This is a genomic window from Methylorubrum sp. Q1, assembly GCF_004683995.1.
GTDB lineage: Bacteria > Pseudomonadota > Alphaproteobacteria > Rhizobiales > Beijerinckiaceae > Methylobacterium.
This window is the reverse complement of record NZ_SRHQ01000011.1, coordinates 145,138-162,411: the sequence shown is the minus strand read 5'-3', so window position 1 is coordinate 162,411 and position 17,274 is coordinate 145,138. Positions and strand designations below refer to the sequence as shown.

At 69.4% G+C, this 17,274-nt stretch carries 17 protein-coding genes; 11 read left to right on the top strand and 6 right to left on the bottom strand.

The window, feature by feature from the left end:
- Positions 1-252: 252 nt before the first annotated feature.
- On the top strand, positions 253-978 hold the full coding sequence (locus E4V01_RS12835) for a DUF2076 domain-containing protein (RefSeq protein WP_060770291.1): 726 nt from the start codon (positions 253-255) through the stop codon (positions 976-978).
- A gap of 80 nt (positions 979-1,058) precedes the next feature.
- On the opposite strand, the gene E4V01_RS12830 is transcribed toward E4V01_RS12835, so the two are convergent.
- On the bottom strand, positions 1,059-1,769 hold the full coding sequence (locus E4V01_RS12830; RefSeq protein ID WP_135298604.1) for a L,D-transpeptidase: 711 nt from the start codon (positions 1,767-1,769) through the stop codon (positions 1,059-1,061).
- A 229-nt stretch (positions 1,770-1,998) separates the two neighbouring features.
- Here E4V01_RS12830 and E4V01_RS12825 point away from each other — a divergent pair, with 229 nt between their 5' ends.
- From E4V01_RS12825 to E4V01_RS12805, 5 genes are all read left to right on the top strand, one after another.
- Positions 1,999-2,724 carry a protein phosphatase CheZ gene (locus E4V01_RS12825; protein WP_060770289.1) on the top strand — a complete coding sequence of 242 codons (726 nt, stop codon included), beginning with the start codon at positions 1,999-2,001 and terminating at the stop codon, positions 2,722-2,724.
- Positions 2,725-2,819: 95 nt separating this feature from the next.
- The gene (gene uvrC, locus E4V01_RS12820) at positions 2,820-4,868 is read left to right on the top strand and encodes an excinuclease ABC subunit UvrC (protein ID WP_135298603.1); all 2,049 of its coding nucleotides are present in this window, start codon (positions 2,820-2,822) and stop codon (positions 4,866-4,868) included.
- 85 nt (positions 4,869-4,953) lie between these two features.
- On the top strand, positions 4,954-5,553 hold the full coding sequence (pgsA, locus tag E4V01_RS12815; protein WP_135298602.1) for a CDP-diacylglycerol--glycerol-3-phosphate 3-phosphatidyltransferase: 600 nt from the start codon (positions 4,954-4,956) through the stop codon (positions 5,551-5,553).
- A gap of 54 nt (positions 5,554-5,607) precedes the next feature.
- The gene (gene moaD, locus E4V01_RS12810) at positions 5,608-5,859 is read left to right on the top strand and encodes a molybdopterin converting factor subunit 1 (protein WP_060772289.1); all 252 of its coding nucleotides are present in this window, start codon (positions 5,608-5,610) and stop codon (positions 5,857-5,859) included.
- Positions 5,860-6,006: 147 nt separating this feature from the next.
- The gene (locus E4V01_RS12805) at positions 6,007-7,179 is read left to right on the top strand and encodes a TMEM43 family protein (RefSeq protein WP_135298601.1); all 1,173 of its coding nucleotides are present in this window, start codon (positions 6,007-6,009) and stop codon (positions 7,177-7,179) included.
- Between the two features lie 24 nt (positions 7,180-7,203).
- On the opposite strand, the gene E4V01_RS12800 is transcribed toward E4V01_RS12805, so the two are convergent.
- The gene (locus E4V01_RS12800) at positions 7,204-8,133 is read right to left on the bottom strand and encodes a metal ABC transporter substrate-binding protein (protein ID WP_060770285.1); all 930 of its coding nucleotides are present in this window, start codon (positions 8,131-8,133) and stop codon (positions 7,204-7,206) included.
- Positions 8,134-8,352: 219 nt separating this feature from the next.
- Between E4V01_RS12800 and E4V01_RS12795 the strand changes: the two genes are divergently transcribed.
- The 5 genes from E4V01_RS12795 to E4V01_RS12775 all read left to right on the top strand — a co-directional run bounded on the left by E4V01_RS12795 (position 8,353) and on the right by E4V01_RS12775 (position 13,318).
- On the top strand, positions 8,353-8,886 hold the full coding sequence (locus tag E4V01_RS12795; RefSeq protein WP_135298600.1) for a Spy/CpxP family protein refolding chaperone: 534 nt from the start codon (positions 8,353-8,355) through the stop codon (positions 8,884-8,886).
- A 120-nt stretch (positions 8,887-9,006) separates the two neighbouring features.
- Positions 9,007-10,797, top strand: coding sequence for an ABC transporter ATP-binding protein (locus E4V01_RS12790; RefSeq protein WP_135298599.1), 1,791 nt, complete (start codon positions 9,007-9,009; stop codon positions 10,795-10,797).
- 81 nt (positions 10,798-10,878) lie between these two features.
- Positions 10,879-11,919, top strand: coding sequence for an aldose epimerase family protein (locus E4V01_RS12785; RefSeq protein ID WP_135298598.1), 1,041 nt, complete (start codon positions 10,879-10,881; stop codon positions 11,917-11,919).
- Positions 11,920-12,008: 89 nt separating this feature from the next.
- Positions 12,009-12,569 (top strand): GbsR/MarR family transcriptional regulator, encoded by a 561-nt coding sequence (locus tag E4V01_RS12780; protein ID WP_060770281.1) that lies wholly within the window; start codon positions 12,009-12,011, stop codon positions 12,567-12,569.
- Positions 12,570-12,622: 53 nt separating this feature from the next.
- On the top strand, positions 12,623-13,318 hold the full coding sequence (locus E4V01_RS12775; RefSeq protein ID WP_135298597.1) for a DUF4166 domain-containing protein: 696 nt from the start codon (positions 12,623-12,625) through the stop codon (positions 13,316-13,318).
- 17 nt (positions 13,319-13,335) lie between these two features.
- Here E4V01_RS12775 and rsfS read toward each other — a convergent pair whose 3' ends face one another.
- The 4 genes from rsfS to proB all read right to left on the bottom strand — a co-directional run bounded on the left by rsfS (position 13,336) and on the right by proB (position 17,159).
- On the bottom strand, positions 13,336-13,638 hold the full coding sequence (rsfS, locus tag E4V01_RS12770; RefSeq protein WP_245517538.1) for a ribosome silencing factor: 303 nt from the start codon (positions 13,636-13,638) through the stop codon (positions 13,336-13,338).
- A gap of 351 nt (positions 13,639-13,989) precedes the next feature.
- Positions 13,990-14,547, bottom strand: coding sequence for a nicotinate-nucleotide adenylyltransferase (locus tag E4V01_RS12765; RefSeq protein ID WP_245517537.1), 558 nt, complete (start codon positions 14,545-14,547; stop codon positions 13,990-13,992).
- 55 nt (positions 14,548-14,602) lie between these two features.
- The gene (locus E4V01_RS12760; protein ID WP_135298595.1) at positions 14,603-15,901 is read right to left on the bottom strand and encodes a glutamate-5-semialdehyde dehydrogenase; all 1,299 of its coding nucleotides are present in this window, start codon (positions 15,899-15,901) and stop codon (positions 14,603-14,605) included.
- 124 nt (positions 15,902-16,025) lie between these two features.
- Positions 16,026-17,159, bottom strand: coding sequence for a glutamate 5-kinase (gene proB / locus E4V01_RS12755; RefSeq protein ID WP_060770277.1), 1,134 nt, complete (start codon positions 17,157-17,159; stop codon positions 16,026-16,028).
- Positions 17,160-17,274 lie beyond the last annotated feature (115 nt).

Here is a 17,274-nt window from a genome sequence, read left to right as displayed (position 1 = left end):
TTATGCCCGTTCGGGGCGCCGTCGCGGATACGGATCGGCCTTTCACGCGCGGGTAATCGACGCGAGACCCCTGACAAAAGCTCGGCTGGTCCCCATCTCCTAGAGCGCATCCGGACGACGCGGTCACCAACTCGTCGAAAGAATGCGCGTCAAAACAACGACCTAGAGACGACGGCCTGATGCGATCAGGTCGGATACGGTTCTAGCCGCCGCGCGGTCACGATGCCGTCGGCGCCTCAGGGAGACGGCTCCATGAACAGCGAAGAACGCGACATCATCAACGGCATCTTCCAGCGGCTCGAACAGGCGTCCGGACAGGCCCGCGACGCCGATGCGGAGCGCTTCATCGCCGAGAAGCTTCGCAACCAGCCTTACGCACCCTACGCCATGGCGCAGCTCATCTACGTGCAGGAAGAGGCGATCAAGAGCCTCAACCAGCAGCTCGAACAGGCACGCCAGCAGGCTCAGTCCCAGCCGGCCGGCGGCGGTGGCTTCCTGTCGAGCATCTTCGGTGGTGGCCAACGCTCCGAACCGCAGCGCCCCGCCGGCCAAGCCTGGAGCCAGCAGGGCGGCTACGGCCAGCAAGGCGGGTATGGCGGTCCCCAGGGCGGCCCGCAGCAGGGCTATGGGGGCGCTCCGCAGGGTGGACCCTGGGGCGGCCAGCCTCAGCAGCCCGCACGCGGCGGCGGCTTCCTGGCCACGGCCCTGCCGATGGCAGCGGGCGCAGCGGGCGGCATGCTGCTCGGCAGCGCGCTCTCCAACGCCTTTGCCGGCGGACATTCCCAGCTCGGCAGCGCCTCCGCGGCGGGCTTGGCTGGCGGTGAGACGGGCGGCGGTATGTTCGGTGGCGGTGGCGATCAGGATCTCGGGTCGGCGCTCGGCGGCGGCGACGGTGGCTTCCAGGACGCCTCATTCGGTGGCGGCGGCGATGATTTCGGCGGCGACCTCGGCGATGGCGGGGACGACGACTGGGCCTGATCCCGCCCGAACGCCCTGAAGACTCGCGAAGCCCGACGCCGCTCCCGCGGCGCCGGGCTTCTTGCTTTTGTCGGATGACGTCAGATGACCTCGACGCGGGTGCCGACCGGCGTGCGCTCGTAGAGGTCGATCACGTCTTCATTCATCATGCGGATGCAGCCCGAGGACACGTTCTGCCCGATCGTGTGCGGCTCGTTGGTGCCGTGAATGCGGTAGAGCGAGGTGCCGAGATACATCGCGCGCGCTCCGAGCGGATTCTCCGGGCCCCCCACCATGTGGCGGGGAAGGTCGGGGCGTCGCCGGAGCATTTCGGCGGGCGGCGTCCAATCGGGCCATTCACGCTTGGCCGAGATCGTCTTCGCGCCGGTCCAGACGAAGCCCGGTCGTCCGACGCCGATGCCGTAGCGGATGGCCTGCCCGGCCGACTGTATGAGGTAGAGATACTTGGCGTTCGTATCGATCACGATCTGGCCGGCCCGTCCCGGCCCGTCATAGGCGACGACCTGCCGGGCGAAGCGCGGATCGACTGCCCGCGCAATCCGACCCTCCTCGGGTGCCGGCCCCGTCGGCAGCGCCGCGAACCGGGCGCGCGGCTGCATGACGGCCACCGGCCGCCGCTCGCCGAGAGTGCCGTAACCGTCCACGGCGGGGCGCCGGGTCGGGCCGTGCCCGTCCCCCGTCATCAGGAACTCAATGAAGCCGCCGCCGTAGCGGCCCGGCTCCGCCCGCGCCACCACGCTCGAACCCATCACTGCCAGCGCCGCCAGCGCCACGCTCCACTTGCCCCGCATCCCCGGCTCCCAACCTGCCCACGCAATGCGGCAAGTCTTTTCCGGGTCGTGCCTGCGGGCGATGAACGGACGTGGTGAACAATTCTTTCCGAGGCTTGAGCCCCCGCTAAGTCCGGGTCGTCGTCAACGAGCCGTAAATGCCGTCGCTCCGCTGGAAAATTTCAGCAAATCGAAACCACTGCACGGGATTGTATCAAACGAGATTTTTGCTCGAAGGCCTGTCGGACCGATGATCACCAAACGCTACCGCATCGAGGAAAGCCTGGGCTTGCCCGTTCCGGCGGCCGGTATCTCTGCGGCTCCGGCGGAGTCAGCGCCGAACCCGCGGCTCGACGAGATCCTGACGGCGATCAACGACCTGCGTCGCATCACGCAGGCTAGTGCCGGCGAGACCATCGAAGCCTGCCGCCGCGAACTCAGCGAAGCGTTCGCCATGCGCCACGAACTCGAGGTGATGAAGGAAGCGATCACCCGCACCAAGGGCGAGATCGCGAGCCTCCACCGCTCCGAGACCACGGGCAAGGGCATGCGCCGCGTCGCCGGCGAACTCGATGCTGTGGTCGAATCGACCGAAGAGGCCACCTCGACGATCCTCGGCAGCATCGAGCGGATCGAGACCAACGCCAACATGATGCGCGGCCTGCGTCTGCCCAAGGCGGCGCAGGAGGGTATCGACGGCATCCTCGACAACGTCGTCTCGGCCTATGAGGCCTGCAACTTCCAGGATCTGACCGGTCAGCGCATCAGCAAGATCGTCAACGTGCTGAAATTCGTCGAGGAGCATCTCGACCGCGTCATCGAGGCCTGGAGCAACCTCGAAGGCTTCCGCGACCTGCTCGCCGTCGAAACGGCCGCGGTCGATGAGAACGACGAGAGCTCGCTCCTCAACGGACCGAAGCTTCAGGACGATCCCGGCCACGTCGATCAGTCGGACATCGACGCCCTGTTCGACTGACGCCCCGCGCCGCAGGGCCATCGCCGCAGGCGATTGTCCCGCCTCAGGCCACCGCGGCCCTTTCAACCGGAATCGGTGCGGCTTACATCGGAGCCATGAGCCGCGCGACCCGATCCGCCTTCGACGACGTCCCGCCCGACGGGTTCGACGAGGACGAGACCGAGGCTGCCTCCCTCGACGAGGCGCCCGAGATAGACTTCGATTTCGAGCCCGGTGCCGTCCAGGCGGGCACCGAGATCATCCGCCGGTTCTGGTCGACCCTGCCGACCTCGCCGGGCGTCTACCGGATGTTCGACGCCAAGGGCGACGTGCTCTATGTCGGCAAGGCCAAGAACCTGAAGGCCCGCGTCGGCTCCTACGCCCGCGGTCAGGCGCATTCCAACCGCATCGCCCGCATGATCGCCCAGACGGCGGCGATGGAGTTCGTCACCACCGCGACCGAGACCGAAGCGCTGCTGCTGGAGGCCAACCTCATCAAGCAGCTGAAGCCGCGCTTCAATGTGCTGATGCGCGACGACAAGTCGTTCCCCTACATCCTGCTGACCAGCGACGGGCCGGCGCCGCAGATCGTCAAGCATCGCGGCGCGCGCCGCCGGAAGGGCAATTACTACGGCCCCTTCGCCAATGTCTGGGCGGTCAACCGCACGGTCAACGCGCTCCAGCGCGCCTTCCTGATGCGGACCTGCTCGGACAGCTATTACGAGAACCGCACCCGGCCCTGCCTGCTCTACCAGATCAAGCGCTGCTCCGGCCCCTGCACCGGCGAGATATCTTCCGAAGACTACGTCGCCTTGGCCGACAACGCGCGAGCCTTCCTGTCCGGCAAATCCAACGCCGTGAAGGACCGGATGCGCGAGGAGATGCAGCACGCCTCCGAGGCGCTCGAATTCGAGCGTGCCGCGCGGTTCCGCGACCGCATCGCCGCGCTCTCGGCGATCCAGGGCACGCAGGGGGTGAACACCCAAGGGGTCGAGGAGGCCGACGTGTTCGCCATCGACGAGCAGGCGGGCCAGTTCTGCATCGAGGTGTTCTTCTTCCGCAACTTCCAGAACTGGGGCAACCGCGCCTACTTCCCCAAGGCCGACCGCTCGATGAGCGTGGACGAGGTGCTGGCCTCGTTCATCTCGCAGTTCTACGACGACAAGCCCGCCCCCCGGCTCGTCCTCGTCAGCCACACGATCGAGGACGCCGAACTCGTGGCCGCCGCCCTGTCGAGCCGGGTCGAGCACCGCGTCGAGGTCCACCAGCCGCAGCGGGGCGAGCGCAAGAACCTCGTCGATTACGCGCAACGCAACGCCAAGGAGGCACTCGGGCGCCGGCTCGCCGACACCGCCTCGCAGGGCAAGCTGCTGACGGCGCTGGGCCAAGCCTTCGGTCTCGACAAGCCGCCCCGCCGTGTCGAGGTCTACGACAACTCGCACATTTCCGGCACGGCGGCGGTCGGCGGCATGATCGTCGCCGGGCCGACCGGATTCATGAAGACGCATTACCGCACCTTCAACATCAAGTCGGAGGAGCTGACCCCCGGCGACGATTTCGGGATGATGCGCGAGGTGCTGACCCGCCGCTTCAAGCGGCTGGCCAAGGAGGCGCCGCGCACCCCGCGGGAGGGCGAGGCCGGCGAGTCTCAGGCTCCGGAGCAGGCCGTTCCGGCCGTGGTCGAGGTGCCCGACGATCCCGACGCTTTTCCGGCTTGGCCCGACCTCGTTCTGATCGACGGTGGCGCCGGACAATTGGAGGCGGCCCGCGCCTCGCTCGCCGAGATCGGCGTGACCGGCGTGCCGCTGGTCGGCATCGCCAAGGGCCGCGACCGCGATGCGGGCCGCGAGACGTTCTTCGTGCCCGGCCGCAGCCCGTTCAAGCTGCCGCCGCGCGATCCCGTGCTCTATTTCGTGCAGCGCCTGCGCGACGAGGCCCACCGTTTCGCCATCGGCACCCACCGGGCACGGCGCAAGCGCGAGATGACGAAAAACCCGCTCGACGAGATCGCCGGGATCGGCCCCACTCGCAAGCGCGCGCTGCTGCACCATTTCGGCACGGTGAAAGCCATCGAACGCGCCGCCTTGGAGGATCTCGCCAAGGCGCCGGGCGTGAACGCCGCCACCGCGCGGGCGGTCTACGACTTCTTCCATGCCAATGCTTGAGCCGAGCCCCGTGCCGAGAGAGCCCGCACCCGATGCAGCAACGCCGCGGTTGACGCCCCCCGCCGCCCGTGATTTCACCCCGCCGATGAACGCCGTCCTCCCCCGACGCCGGTCGCAGGCCTGGACGCTCGCGAACTGCCTCACCTACGGCCGCCTCGTCGCGGTGCCGGTCGTCGTCGTCCTGCTGTTCTGGCCGGACGAGTTCGCCGCACGCTGGACCGCCTTCGGTGTGTTCGTAGCCGCCGCGATCACCGACTATCTCGACGGCTACGTCGCCCGCGCCTGGGCGCAGAGTTCGGCGCTCGGGCGGATGCTCGATCCGATTGCCGACAAGCTCCTCGTTTCCGCTCTCCTTCTGATGCTGGCAGCCGACCGCACCATCGCCGGCATGTCGCTCTGGGCGGCCATCGTCATCCTGTGCCGCGAGGTGCTGGTTTCCGGCCTGCGCGAGTATCTGGCGGAGCTGAAGGTCGGTCTGCCGGTCAGCCGCATCGCGAAGTGGAAGACGACGGTCCAGCTCATCGCCCTCGGCTTCCTCGTCGCCGGCCCGGCCGGCGAGGCCGTCATTCCCGGCAGCCTCACCGTCGGCATCGTCCTGCTCTGGCTCGCCGCAGCCCTCACGCTCTACACCGGCTGGGACTACATGAGGGCCGGGATCCGGCACGTGATCGACGATCCACGCTGATTGTGTTGGGATTCTTTGGCGCGGCGCTTCGCGGCGCCGCCGGGGATGCATGCGATGAAGCTCGTCTATTTCGCCTGGGTGCGCGAGCGCGTCGGCAAGCCCGAGGAGACGGTGAGCCCGCCCGAGGGCGTCGCCACCGTCGCCGACCTGATCGGCTGGCTGAAGACGCGGGGCGAGGAATACGCCTACGCCTTCGAGAATGAAGGCGTGGTGCGCGCGGCGATCGACCGGGTCCATGCCAAGCCCGGCAGCGCCATCGCCGGGGCGCAGGAGATCGCCTTCTTCCCGCCGATGACGGGCGGCTGAGACCGGGCCGCCGCCGCGAGGGGACGATTCACCGATCTCTGGGACGCCGGGTCAAGACAAGCCGGCCGCCGGCCCGCCGATTCTGCGCTACGGTCACCGCGTGACGCGCGACGCCTTCGGCACCGCGCCGGAGGCGGGTGACGGGCCATGGCGGATCAGGACGACATCTTCGCGAATTCTTCCGATGCCGATGTGGTGGCCGCACCGCAGGGCTTCGGAGAACGGCTCGGCGGCAGCTTCGTGGCGATTCTGTTCGGGATCGTCCTCGTTCCGCTCGCCTGTTTCGGCCTGTTCTGGAACGAGGGACATGCCATCCACGTCGCCAAGGCGCTGGCCGAGTTGGGTACGGTCGTCCGCTCGATCCCGACCGACCGGCGCGACCCCGCTGTCGACGGCAAACCGGTCCACATCGCCGGGACCGTGACGAGTGCTGCGGGCGTGGCCGACACGCAGGTCGGCCTGCATGTTCCGGGCATCCATCTCGATCGGCAGGTCGAGATGTACCAGTGGCGCGAGTCCGAATCCGGCAGCGGCCAGGACCGGAAATACACCTATCGGCGCGAATGGTCGGCACACCCGATTGCGTCGGACCGTTTCCACGCGCCCTCCGGCCACCAGAACCCGTCCTTTCCCGCGATCCGGTCGCGCCACCTCGGGGCGGCGGATGCACGAATCGACGCCGTTCCGGTCGGTGCGCAGGCGGCGCAGATGCTTGTCGCCGACGAGCCCGTGGCAGCCGATGCCGCGGGCGCCGCCGCTCTCGCCCGCGCGACTGGCCGTCCGGCGATCGTGGATGGCGGTGCCTACTTCGTCGGTCGCGACGCCGCCGAGCCGAAGGTAGGCGACTTGAAGATCCTCTATCATCGAGCGCCGGAGCGGCCGGCGTCCTTCATCGGCCGGCAGGAGGGCACGGGCCTCACGCCCTTCCGCACGACGAACGGCGAGGAGATCCTGTTGGCCGAACCCGGAACGCTCTCGGCCGAGGCACTCATCGCCAGGGGCCACGAGGACAACCGGGTGATGACCTGGATCCTGCGAATCGCCGGAATGGTGGTGCTGCTGATCGGCTTCTGCCTGTTGTTCGCGCCGGTGAACCTGCTCGCGAGCCTCGTCCCGTTGCTGGGAAGCGTCGTGGCGGGGGCGACCTTCCTGATCGCCCTGGCCGCGACCCTGCTCGTCGGGCCGACCGTGATCGCGCTGGCATGGCTGGCCTACCGGCCGTTGCTCGCCCTCGGCATCATCGCTGCGGCGCTCCTCGTGGCCGGCGGGCTTTTCGCCCTGCGCCGGCGCCGGACCATGCCGCTTCTGGCGCCGGCCTGATCCCCGGAAGGATGCGACGCCCCGTCAGCTCAGCGCGTCCCGGAACGCGCTGAGATTGGCGCGCATCATCTCGAGATAGCCGGGGGCCGGCCCCCCCGGCGCGCTCAGCGCGTCGGAGTAGATCCGCCCGCCGACCTTGGCGCCGCTTTCGCGGGCGATCTGCTGCATCAGCCGCGGGTCGGCGATGCTCTCCACGAACACCGCCGGCACCTTGTCCCGGCGGATCTGGCGGATGATGCGGGCGACATCCTTCGGGCCGGCCTCGCTATCCGTGGAGATGCCCTGCGGCGCCAGGAAGCGCATGCCGTAGGCGGCGCTGAAATAGCCGAAGGAATCGTGCGTGGTGATGATCCGACGCCGCTCTTCCGGGATCGCACCCAAAGCCGCGCGGATCTCCGCGTCCAGCGCGTCGAGCTTCTGCGTGTAGGCGGCGGCGTTCGCGGCGTAGAGCGAGGCGTGGTCCGGGTCGGCGGCGCTGAGGCCGTCGCGGATGTTGGCGACGTAGAGCTTGGCATTCGCCACGTTCTGCCAGGCATGCGGATCGGGGTGGTCGCCGTGATCGTGTCCGTGATCCTCGGCGTGATCGTGGTCGTGGCTGCCCGCGACCGTTTTCACCCCCTTGGAGGCGACGGTGACCGGCGCCTTGGTGCCCGAGGCCTTGATCAGCCGCTCCATCCAGCCCTCGAAGCCGAGGCCGTTGACGACGACGAGATTCGCCTCGGCCAGCTTGCGGGCGTCGCCCGGCGTCGGGGAATAGCCGTGAGCGTCTGCGTCCGGCCCGACGAGGCTCGTCACCGCGACCTGCTCGCCGCCGACCTGCGCCACGAGATCGGCCAGGATCGAGAAGGTCGCCACCGCCTTCAGCCGCGCGCCGTCCGCCGCGGCCATCGACGGCGCGAGGCCGAGCCAAACCAGAACAACGATCGCGACGCCGCGCCCCACGCCCAAACCCATACCGAAAGCTCCTCCGCTCAGCCGTAGTGATAATGTAACATTATCACATCTCCAAGGGCTGGGTTGAGATGGAGCCGCGGAGAACGGGCCGGGCTGCCAACATGGAGAAGGTTTCATGGAGCAGACACAAACCGGAGACGCGCGGACACATGCGAGAGAAGGGGCGGACGCATCCTCTCAGGGTTGGGGCAAGGGCCCCTGAATGATGGAAGATGTGTCATGACCAAGCCGAACTTGAGCAAGCGAAGCGTGGCCGGGCTCCTGCTGGCGGGGCTGGCGGTCCTCGGTGCGGCCGGCTTCGGGTCCGCGGCGGTGCGCGCCGGTGACCGGGGCGGCCCCTTCGCGGACGGCCCCCACGGCCATCGGCACGGGCATTGGGCGGCGCTCTCGGCCGAGGATCGGGCCGCCTTCACCGACGCCCGCATCGCCGGCCTGCATGCGGGCCTGAAGCTGAACCCCGAGCAGGAGGCGTTGTGGCCACCGGTCGAGACCGCTCTGCGCGATCTCTCCAAACAGCGGGACGCCCAACGCGAAGCGCGGCGCGGGCGCGGCAGGATGACCGAAGACGCCCCTGCGGCACTCCGCGCGATGGCGGATGCGGCCACCGCCCGCGGCGAGGCTCTGCGCAAGCTCGCCGAGGCCAGCACGCCGCTCTTCGCCAGCCTGGACGAAGGCCAGAAGCGCCGCGCCATGGTGCTCGCCCGGCCGATGCGTCCGTTCGGCGAGCATCGGCACCGGCACGGGGGCGAGTAGCCCTCCCGCGAAGGCTGGGTTTCGCGGCAGGCAACCGCCCGCGCTTGATCCACGGCCCTTACGGCTGCAAACACCGCGGGCCCCGGCGTTCCGCCGGGGTCAGCACAGACACGGTACAAGATGGCGCGCCGGCCGCTCCTGAGAGGCGACACCCTTCCCCTGCTCGGGCGGCTCTGGCGGGAATGGCTCTCACCCCACCGCGCGACGCTCGCGGTGGTCCTCGTGCTCATCACCGTCGTCGGCGTGGCGACGGGGCTCTACCCCGCTCTCATCAAGGCCGCCTTCGACGCGTTCGACCGGAAGGACATGAGCGCCCTGGCCTACGGCCCGCTCATCGTCATCGCGGTCACGTCCGCGCGCGGCTTCGCCCTGTTCGGGCAGACGGTGCTGACCAACCGGGTCGTCACCCGCGTCGAGGCCGACATGCAGGCCGCGCTCTACGCCCATCTGATCGATGCCGACCTCGCCCAGCTCGGCCGCGAAAGCCCGGCGGCCTTCACCCAGCGCTTCACCACCGACTTCGCCTTCATCAAGGAGGCGTTGACCCGCATCTCGACGGTGCTGCTGCGCGATGTGGCGATGCTGGCCGCACTGGTGATCGCACTGGTCTGGATGGACCCGCTGCTGACGCTCGCCGCCGCGGTCACGGCTCCTCTTGTCGCCGGCCCGGTCAACCGGATCGGCAAGCGGCTGCGCCAGGTCTCGACCACGACCCAGGAGCAGATGGGCGCGACCGCGAGCCTCATCACCGAGAGCCTCCAGGGCGCCCGCGTCGCCAAGACCTATGCCCTCGAAGGCTATCTCAAGGACCGCGCGGCGCAGGCTCTGGACGAGGTGCGCCGCCTGAAGATGAAGGCGGCCAACGCGCGCGGACGGCTCGACCCGCTGATGGAGATCGGCGGCGGTCTCGCCGTGGCGGGCGTGCTGGTGCTGGTGGGCCAGCGGGTGATGTCGGGCGACCGCACCGTCGGCGACTTCACCGGCTATGTCGCCGCGCTCCTGCTCGCCGCGCAGCCGGCCCGGGCGCTCGGCACCCTCAACGCCATCCTGCAGGAGGCGGCGGCGGCGCTGACGCGCTACTTCGCCCTGATGGACGAGCAGCCGACGATCCGCGAATCCGTGGCGGCCCGTCCGCTCACGGTAACGCGGGGCGAGATCCGCTTCGAGAACGTGCATTTCCGCTACCGGGCCGATGCGCCTGCCCTCGAGGGCATCGACCTCGTGGTGCCCGCGGGCTCGACCACGGCACTCGTCGGGCGTTCCGGCTCCGGCAAATCCTCCCTGCTCAACCTCGTCCCCCGGCTTCAGGACGTGACGGCGGGCCGGGTTCTCATCGACGGCACCGACGTGCGCGACGTGACCATCGCCTCCTTGCGTGCGGCGATCGCGGTGGTGTCGCAGGAAGTGGTGCTGTTCGACGATACCGTCGCCGCCAATATCGGCTTCGGCCGGCCCGGCGCGACGCAGGACGAGATCGAGGCGGCGGCGCGGGCCGCGGCGGCGCACGGTTTCATCACGCGTCTGGGCGAGGGCTACGCGTTCCGGGTCGGGCCGGGCGGCGGCCGGCTCTCGGGCGGTGAGCGCCAGCGCATCTCGCTCGCCCGCGCCTTCCTCAAGAATGCGCCGATCCTGCTCCTCGACGAGGCGACCTCGGCTCTCGATTCCGAATCCGAGCACCTCGTGCAGGAGGCGCTGGAGCGGCTGATGCGCGGGCGCACGACGCTGGTCATCGCCCACCGCCTCTCGACCGTGCGCGAGGCGGGCCGCATCGCGGTGCTGGAGGCGGGCCGGGTGATCGAACGCGGGCGCCACGACGAGCTGGTGGCCGCGAGCGGCACCTATGCGCGCCTGCACCGGCTGCAATTGTCGGACGATTCCGGCGTATCGCCAGCGCAGGCGGCCCCCGTCTGACAGCGGTGGCATGAATCGACCGGCCCCGTGCGACCCGCACGGCCTCTCGCGCGTAATTCCCGGTCATGGCGGGAGACAGGGATGCGGCCAGAGCCGTTCGGAACGACGCGGGCGGGCGAGCGCGTCACGCGGCACACCCTCGCCCGCGACGATCTGCGGGTCCAAGTGATCGATTACGGCGCGATTCTCACCGCCATCGAAGTGCCGGACCGGGAGGGCCGCCGCGCCAACGTCGTCCTCGCCCTCGATTCGGTGGAGGGCTACGAGACCGTGAGCCCACATTTCGGGGCGATTGCCGGGCGTTACGCCAACCGCATCGCCAGGGGGCGCTTCACCCTCGACGGCACCGCCTTCGAACTGCCGATCAACGAGCCGCCCAACTCCATGCATGGCGGTCCCGAGGGTTTCGCCAAGCGCCTGTGGCAGGTGTCGGAGGTGGATGAGACGCGCATCGTGCTGAGACGGCGCAGCCCCGACGGCGAGGAGGGCTTTCCGGGCAATCTCGACGTCGAGGTCGTCTACAGCCTGCCCGAGCCCGGAACGCTGCGCATCGATTACCGCGCCGAGACCGACCGGCCGACAGTGCTGAACCTGACCAATCACAGCTACTTCAACCTCGCCGGCGAGGGCACGGGCGATGTGATGGATCATGTCGTGCAGATCGTCGCCGACGCCTACGCGCCGACGGACGCGACGCAGATCCCGACCGGAATCATCGCGCCGGTCGCCGGCACGCCCTTCGATTTCCGCGAGCCCACGCCGCTCGGTGCGAACATCCGGCAGGGTCACGAGCAGATCGTGATCGCGGGCGGATACGACCAGTGCTTCGCTCTGCGAGGAGCCGTCGGCGCGCTGCGTCCGGCCGCCTCCTGCTTCTGCCCGGCCAGCAGGCGGCGCCTCGATCTCGCGACGACCCAGCCGGCGCTGCAGCTCTACAGCGGCAACAATCTCGACGGCTCGCTGGTCGGCCCGTCCGGCCGCACCTACCGCTCGGGCGACGGCGTCTGCTTCGAGACGCAGGGGTTTCCCGATGCGCCGAACCATCCGAACTTTCCGAGCACCGTCCTGAGGCCGGGAGAGGTCTTCACCGCGATCAGCACTTACCGATTCTCGGTCGGCTGAGCGGACGCGCGTCCTTCACGAAGCAAGGAAAGAGGCGAGCGTGGACCTGAGCGCTTGACATCCATCTCGTTTGGTCTGAAATTTCTGTCATGACAGAAATTTCAGACCAAACGCAAACGCTCGCTCCCGCAGTGGAGCGGTTTATCCTCCATTGGGGGGATCTCGGCGGGCAATGGGGCGTGAACCGCTCCGTCGCTCAGATCCACGCCCTGCTCTACCTCGCCGACAAGCCGCTCGCGGCGGAAGACATCGCGGGGACGCTCGGTATCGCCCGCTCGAACGTCTCGAACTCGCTGAAGGAATTGGCGGGCTGGAACCTGATCCGGCGGGTGCCGGTGCTGGGCGAGCGGCGGGACTTCTTCGTCGCCGAGACGGACCTGTGGGAGATGGTCACCCGCATCGCCGCCGGCCGCAAGGAGCGGGAGATCGACCCGGCGCTCAAGGCCCTGCGGGAATGCGTGGCCGAGGCGGAAGGCGATCCTCGGGTCGGGGCGGTGGCCGGGCGGCGACTCAAGGCGATGCTCGACTTCACCCAGACGCTCGACGGCTGGTACGCGCAGATGTTGAACGTGCCCCACAACACCCTGGCCAAGCTGATCCGGCTCGGCGGACGTATCGTCCGCTACCTGCCCGTGAAATCCGAGACCTGATCCCCCGCCGGTCGGGGGTCCGCCGTCCGGGAGCGTGTTTGAGGAGGCCCTTGATGCCCGCCGCCGGCAAAGCCGCCATCCCGATTGCAGACGCGGTCCGCCCGGCGGAACTGTTCGATCTGCGTTTTCGCGCGCTGGTGCCCGAGGCGGATTGGGCGCGTCTGCCCCCTGCCGTGCGGCGGCGTTTCTCCAAGCGGCTCGGCGAGGGCGAAAGTGCGGTCTATGCCGGGCGGGTGGTCGAGACCCATCTGACCCGGCTCGGCTGGTTGCTCGCTCACGCCTTGCGCCTCGTCGGCGCACCGCTGCCGACAGCTCGGATCGCCAACGTGCCGAGCGTGGTCGCCGTCACCCAGGACGGCGCCGGCAACGGGCAGATCTGGACGCGGCTCTACGCCCGTGGCTCAGGCTTTCCGCAGACGATCCACTCGGCCAAGCGCTTCCGGGGGCCGACCGGGCTGGAGGAGCGGGTCGGCGCCGGGCTCGGCATGAGTCTGCGGGTTCTGGTAGAGGATCGGGCGCTGGTGTTTCGCAGCGAGCGCTACTTCATCGATCTGCCGGGCTTCCGGCTCATCCTGCCGCGATGGCTGACGCCGGGCACCCTGACGGTCAGCCACGGTGCCACCGGCGCCCGCGCCTTCCGCTTCGTTCTGGAGATCCGTCACCCGTGGTTCGGCCGGCTGCTGCGCCAGGAGGCGGAGTTCTCCGACCAAGTCGATGCGCGCGACGAGGTGACCGCCGCGCTGCACTGATCGAGCCTGATCGAGGCTCAGCCTGCCAGAAGTGCGCCCGAAGGCCGGTCGGCGCCCCAGATCTTCTCGAGGTTGTAGAAGCCGCGGACTTCCGGGCGGAAGATGTGGACGAGGATGTCGCCCGCATCGATCAGCACCCAGTCGCAGGCCGGCATGCCCTCGACGCGGGCATTGCCGAATCCCTTGACCTTCATCTCCTGGATGATCTTGTCGGCGATCGAGCCGACATGGCGTTGCGAGCGGCCGGACGCGATGATCATCGTATCGGCGAGCGAGGTCTTACCCGCGAGGTCGATCTCGACGGTTTCCTCGGCCTTCATCTCATCGAGACATCCGAGGGCCAGGGCCTTCAGCGCGTCGGAGGAAGCGGGCTCGGCATCGGAGCTGACGGCGACGTGTGGAATGTGTGCGGACAGGGTCTCGATTCCCGAAGATCAATTCGCGGCGGTCCCGCCACGCGCTGAAATTGGCCGCTTTCGGCCCACTTTTCAAGCGGAAGAAGCGCCCTAAGGCTCGTGTGCCGCGATTGGGGAGGCAAAACGCGGGTTCGCGCGCCCATATGATGGACGTTTTCGCGACCGATCGGAGGACGGGCACGCCGCGAGCGGGCGCCGTACGGTGCCGGGTCGTGCCGGCGAATTTCGACGTCATGTCGCCGGCAGGAGGCCCCGTCACCGCGTGCGCAGAGCGGTGGAGGACAACGCGGAGCGCGGCCCGTGCAGGAAGGTCCAGGCCGGCGTGGGGCGGATCGCCAGGGTGGGGGCGTCCACTTCCGGAATTCGGGCCGATGCGAAAGCCTGCGCCGCCCGCGCCGAAGAAGCCGTCAGGGTGTAACCGGGCCGGTCGATCACCGCGACCGGCATCAGCGACAGGATCTCGTCGAAACGGCGCCAGCGATGGAAGGTGCCGAGCGAATCCGCACCCATGATCCACACGAAGTGAAGGGCCGGCCGGCGCCGGACCAGCCAGCGCAGCGTATCGGCGGTGTAGCGGCTGCCGATCCCCCCCTCGAAGCCGGTGACCGCGATGCGCGGATCGGTGGCGAGCGCCCGCGCCTGCGCCACCCGCTCGTCCAGCGGGGCGAGCACGCCATGGTCCTTGAGCGGGTTGCCGGGCGTGACGAGCCACCAGACCCGGTCGAGCCGAAGGCGCCGCAGGGCGGTGCGGCTGACATGCAGGTGCCCTGCATGCGCCGGGTTGAAAGAGCCGCCGTAGAGGCCGATCCGCATGCCGGGCGCGGCCGGCGGTAGCCTGTGATCGCGCAGAGGAACCGCCGTCAGCGCGTCACGGCCGCGTCTGGCCGCTGCCGTGGACGCGGTACTTGAAGGTGGTGAGCTGCTCGACGCCGACCGGGCCGCGGGCATGCATCCGCCCAGTGGCGATCCCGATCTCGGCGCCGAAGCCGAACTCGCCGCCATCGGCGAACTGCGTCGAGGCATTGTGGGTCACGATCGCCGAATCGACTTCGTTGAGGAAGCGCGCGGCGGCCTCGGTGTCGTCGGTGATGATCGCGTCGGTGTGGTGCGAGCCGTTGGCCTCGATATGAGCGATCGCCGCATCGAGCCCATCAACCACCTTCGCGGAGATGATCGCGTCGAGATACTCGGTGCGCCAGTCCGCGTCGGTCGCCGCACTCACCCGCGGGTCGGCGGCTTGCGTCGCCGCGTCGCCGCGCACGGCACAACCGGATTCGAGCAGCGCCTCGACCAGCGGCTTGAGGTGGGTCTGCGCCACCGCCGCATCGACGAGCAGCGTCTCGGCGGCGCCGCAGATGCCGGTGCGCCGCATCTTGCTGTTGAGGAGCAGGCTGCGCGCCATGCCGAGGTCGGCGCCTTCGGCCACGTAGACGTGGCAGATGCCGTCGAGATGGGCGAAGACCGGCACCTTGGCTTCGGCCTGGACGCGCTCCACGAGGCTGCGCCCGCCGCGGGGCACGATCACGTCGACGCAGCCGCCGAGGCCGGTGAGCATCAGGCCGACCGCTGCCCGGTCGCGGGTCGGGACGAGCTGGATCGCATCCGCAGGCAGGCCAGCGCGGGCGAGGCCCTCGCTCATCGCCGCCGCGATGGCGGTCGCGGTGCGGTGTGAATCCGAGCCCGCGCGCAGAATCGCGGCGTTGCCGGCCTTGAGGCAGAGCGCGCCGGCATCCGCCGTCACGTTGGGGCGGCTCTCGAAGATGACGCCGACGACGCCGAGCGGCACCGAGATGCGCTCGATCAGGAGGCCGTTCGGCCGCTCGAAGGCGGCGAGCTGGCGTCCGACCGGATCGGCCAGGCCCGCGACCTTCTCCACCGCCTCGGCGATCGCCGCGACCCGACCCTCGTCCAGGGTCAGGCGGTCGATGATCGCCTTAGTGAGGCCCGCGGCCTGCGCGGCGGAGACGTCCCGCGCGTTCTCGCGCAGGATCGCCGGGGCGCTGGCGCGGATCTGCTCCGCGATGGCCCGCAGACCCAGATCCTTCGTCTGCGCCGGCGCGAGCGCCATGGCCCGGCCGGCGGCGCGGGCGCGCCGGCCGATGCCGGCCATCAGCGTCTCAAGGTCGTCGGCGTCCGCAAGATCGGACTTGAGATTCAGGACAGGCACGTTCCTGCTTCCCGTCTGGCACCGCTGGTGCGGCGCGATTGCGCATTTGAATGCATATGCACCCTCCCGCGCCCCTTTGCACATCGCCTTGGGGTTGAACAAGCGTCGATGTGAAGTTGCCGCGTCAGGCCCCGATCATTGCAAGGTCGTCGCGGTGGATCATCTCCGTGCGACCGGCCTGGACTGAGGCGGCGGCGATCTCGCGGCTGGAGCGGCCGATGATGGCGGCGGCATCCGCGCTGTCATAGGCCACGAGCCCCCGCCCGAGAATGCGCCCCTCGGGTCCGCGGATCAGCACGGTGTCGCCCTTGGCGAAACTCCCCTCGATCGCTGTGACGCCCACCGGCAGCAGGCTCGCCCCGCCCTGAAGCGCGCGGGCAGCGCCGGCATCGACCACGAGGGTGCCGGAGGCCTCCAGCGAGCCCGCGATCCAGGTCTTGCGCGCGGCGGTGGGGGTCGAGCCCGACAGGAACCACGAGCAGCGTCCGCCCTCTCGCACCACGCGCAGCGGATTTTTTCCGCGCCCGTCGGCAATGACCATGTGGGTGCCCCCGCTGGCGGCGATCTTGGCCGCCTCGACCTTGGTGCGCATGCCGCCGCGGGACAGATCGGAAGCGGGCCCCCCGGCCATCGCCTCGATCTCCGGGGTCACCCGCTCGATCACCGGCAGGTGGCGCGCTTGCGGGTCGCTGTGAGGCGGCGCGGTGTAGAGGCCGTCGATGTCGGAGAACAGCACCAGCACGTCGGCCCCGATCATGGTGGCGACCCGCGCCGCCAGTCGGTCGTTGTCGCCGTAGCGGATCTCGGCGGTCGCCACCGTGTCGTTCTCGTTGACGACCGGGACCGCGCGCACTTCGAGAAGCTTCTGCATGGTCGCGCGGGCGTTGAGGTAGCGGCGGCGCTCCTCGGTGTCCTTCGGCGTCACAAGCACCTGTCCCGCGACGATGTCGTGGTGACCGAGCGCCTCGGTCCAGTACCGGGCGAGCGCGATCTGGCCCACCGCCGCCGACGCTTGGCTCTCCTCCAGGCGCAGCGCACCGGGCGGAAGGCCCAGCACCGTGCGGCCGAGCGCGATGGCGCCGGAGGAGACGACCACGACATCGACGCCGCGACCATGCAGGTCGGCGATGTCCTCGGCGAGCGCGGCGAGCCACGCGTGACGCAGGCGTCCCCGCGCGCGATCCACCAAGAGGGCCGAGCCGACCTTCACGACGACGCGGCGGAAATCTTCGAGAGCGGGAGGGAGGAGCGCGGTCATGCGACAGTCGTTACAGGGAGCCTGGCGAGTGCTGGTGCCGAAGACGGTTCCTGTGCATCAAACGTCCGGTCCTGGCCAGATCCTTGCCGCACATCAGCCGGCCACCGAATTCAGG

What these genes read in the sequence shown, in the direction of transcription:
- E4V01_RS12835 (WP_060770291.1), top strand. Translation starts at nt 253, where the DNA reads ATGAACAGCGAAGAACGCGACATCATCAACGGCATCTTCCAGCGGCTC.
- E4V01_RS12830 (WP_135298604.1), bottom strand. Translation starts at nt 1,769, where the DNA reads ATGCGGGGCAAGTGGAGCGTGGCGCTGGCGGCGCTGGCAGTGATGGGT.
- E4V01_RS12825 (WP_060770289.1), top strand. Translation starts at nt 1,999, where the DNA reads ATGATCACCAAACGCTACCGCATCGAGGAAAGCCTGGGCTTGCCCGTT.
- uvrC (WP_135298603.1), top strand. Translation starts at nt 2,820, where the DNA reads ATGAGCCGCGCGACCCGATCCGCCTTCGACGACGTCCCGCCCGACGGG.
- pgsA (WP_135298602.1), top strand. Translation starts at nt 4,954, where the DNA reads ATGAACGCCGTCCTCCCCCGACGCCGGTCGCAGGCCTGGACGCTCGCG.
- moaD (WP_060772289.1), top strand. Translation starts at nt 5,608, where the DNA reads ATGAAGCTCGTCTATTTCGCCTGGGTGCGCGAGCGCGTCGGCAAGCCC.
- E4V01_RS12805 (WP_135298601.1), top strand. Translation starts at nt 6,007, where the DNA reads ATGGCGGATCAGGACGACATCTTCGCGAATTCTTCCGATGCCGATGTG.
- E4V01_RS12800 (WP_060770285.1), bottom strand. Translation starts at nt 8,133, where the DNA reads ATGGGTTTGGGCGTGGGGCGCGGCGTCGCGATCGTTGTTCTGGTTTGG.
- E4V01_RS12795 (WP_135298600.1), top strand. Translation starts at nt 8,353, where the DNA reads ATGACCAAGCCGAACTTGAGCAAGCGAAGCGTGGCCGGGCTCCTGCTG.
- E4V01_RS12790 (WP_135298599.1), top strand. Translation starts at nt 9,007, where the DNA reads ATGGCGCGCCGGCCGCTCCTGAGAGGCGACACCCTTCCCCTGCTCGGG.
- E4V01_RS12785 (WP_135298598.1), top strand. Translation starts at nt 10,879, where the DNA reads ATGCGGCCAGAGCCGTTCGGAACGACGCGGGCGGGCGAGCGCGTCACG.
- E4V01_RS12780 (WP_060770281.1), top strand. Translation starts at nt 12,009, where the DNA reads ATGACAGAAATTTCAGACCAAACGCAAACGCTCGCTCCCGCAGTGGAG.
- E4V01_RS12775 (WP_135298597.1), top strand. Translation starts at nt 12,623, where the DNA reads ATGCCCGCCGCCGGCAAAGCCGCCATCCCGATTGCAGACGCGGTCCGC.
- rsfS (WP_245517538.1), bottom strand. Translation starts at nt 13,638, where the DNA reads ATGAAGGCCGAGGAAACCGTCGAGATCGACCTCGCGGGTAAGACCTCG.
- E4V01_RS12765 (WP_245517537.1), bottom strand. Translation starts at nt 14,547, where the DNA reads ATGCGGATCGGCCTCTACGGCGGCTCTTTCAACCCGGCGCATGCAGGG.
- proB (WP_060770277.1), bottom strand. Translation starts at nt 17,159, where the DNA reads ATGACCGCGCTCCTCCCTCCCGCTCTCGAAGATTTCCGCCGCGTCGTC.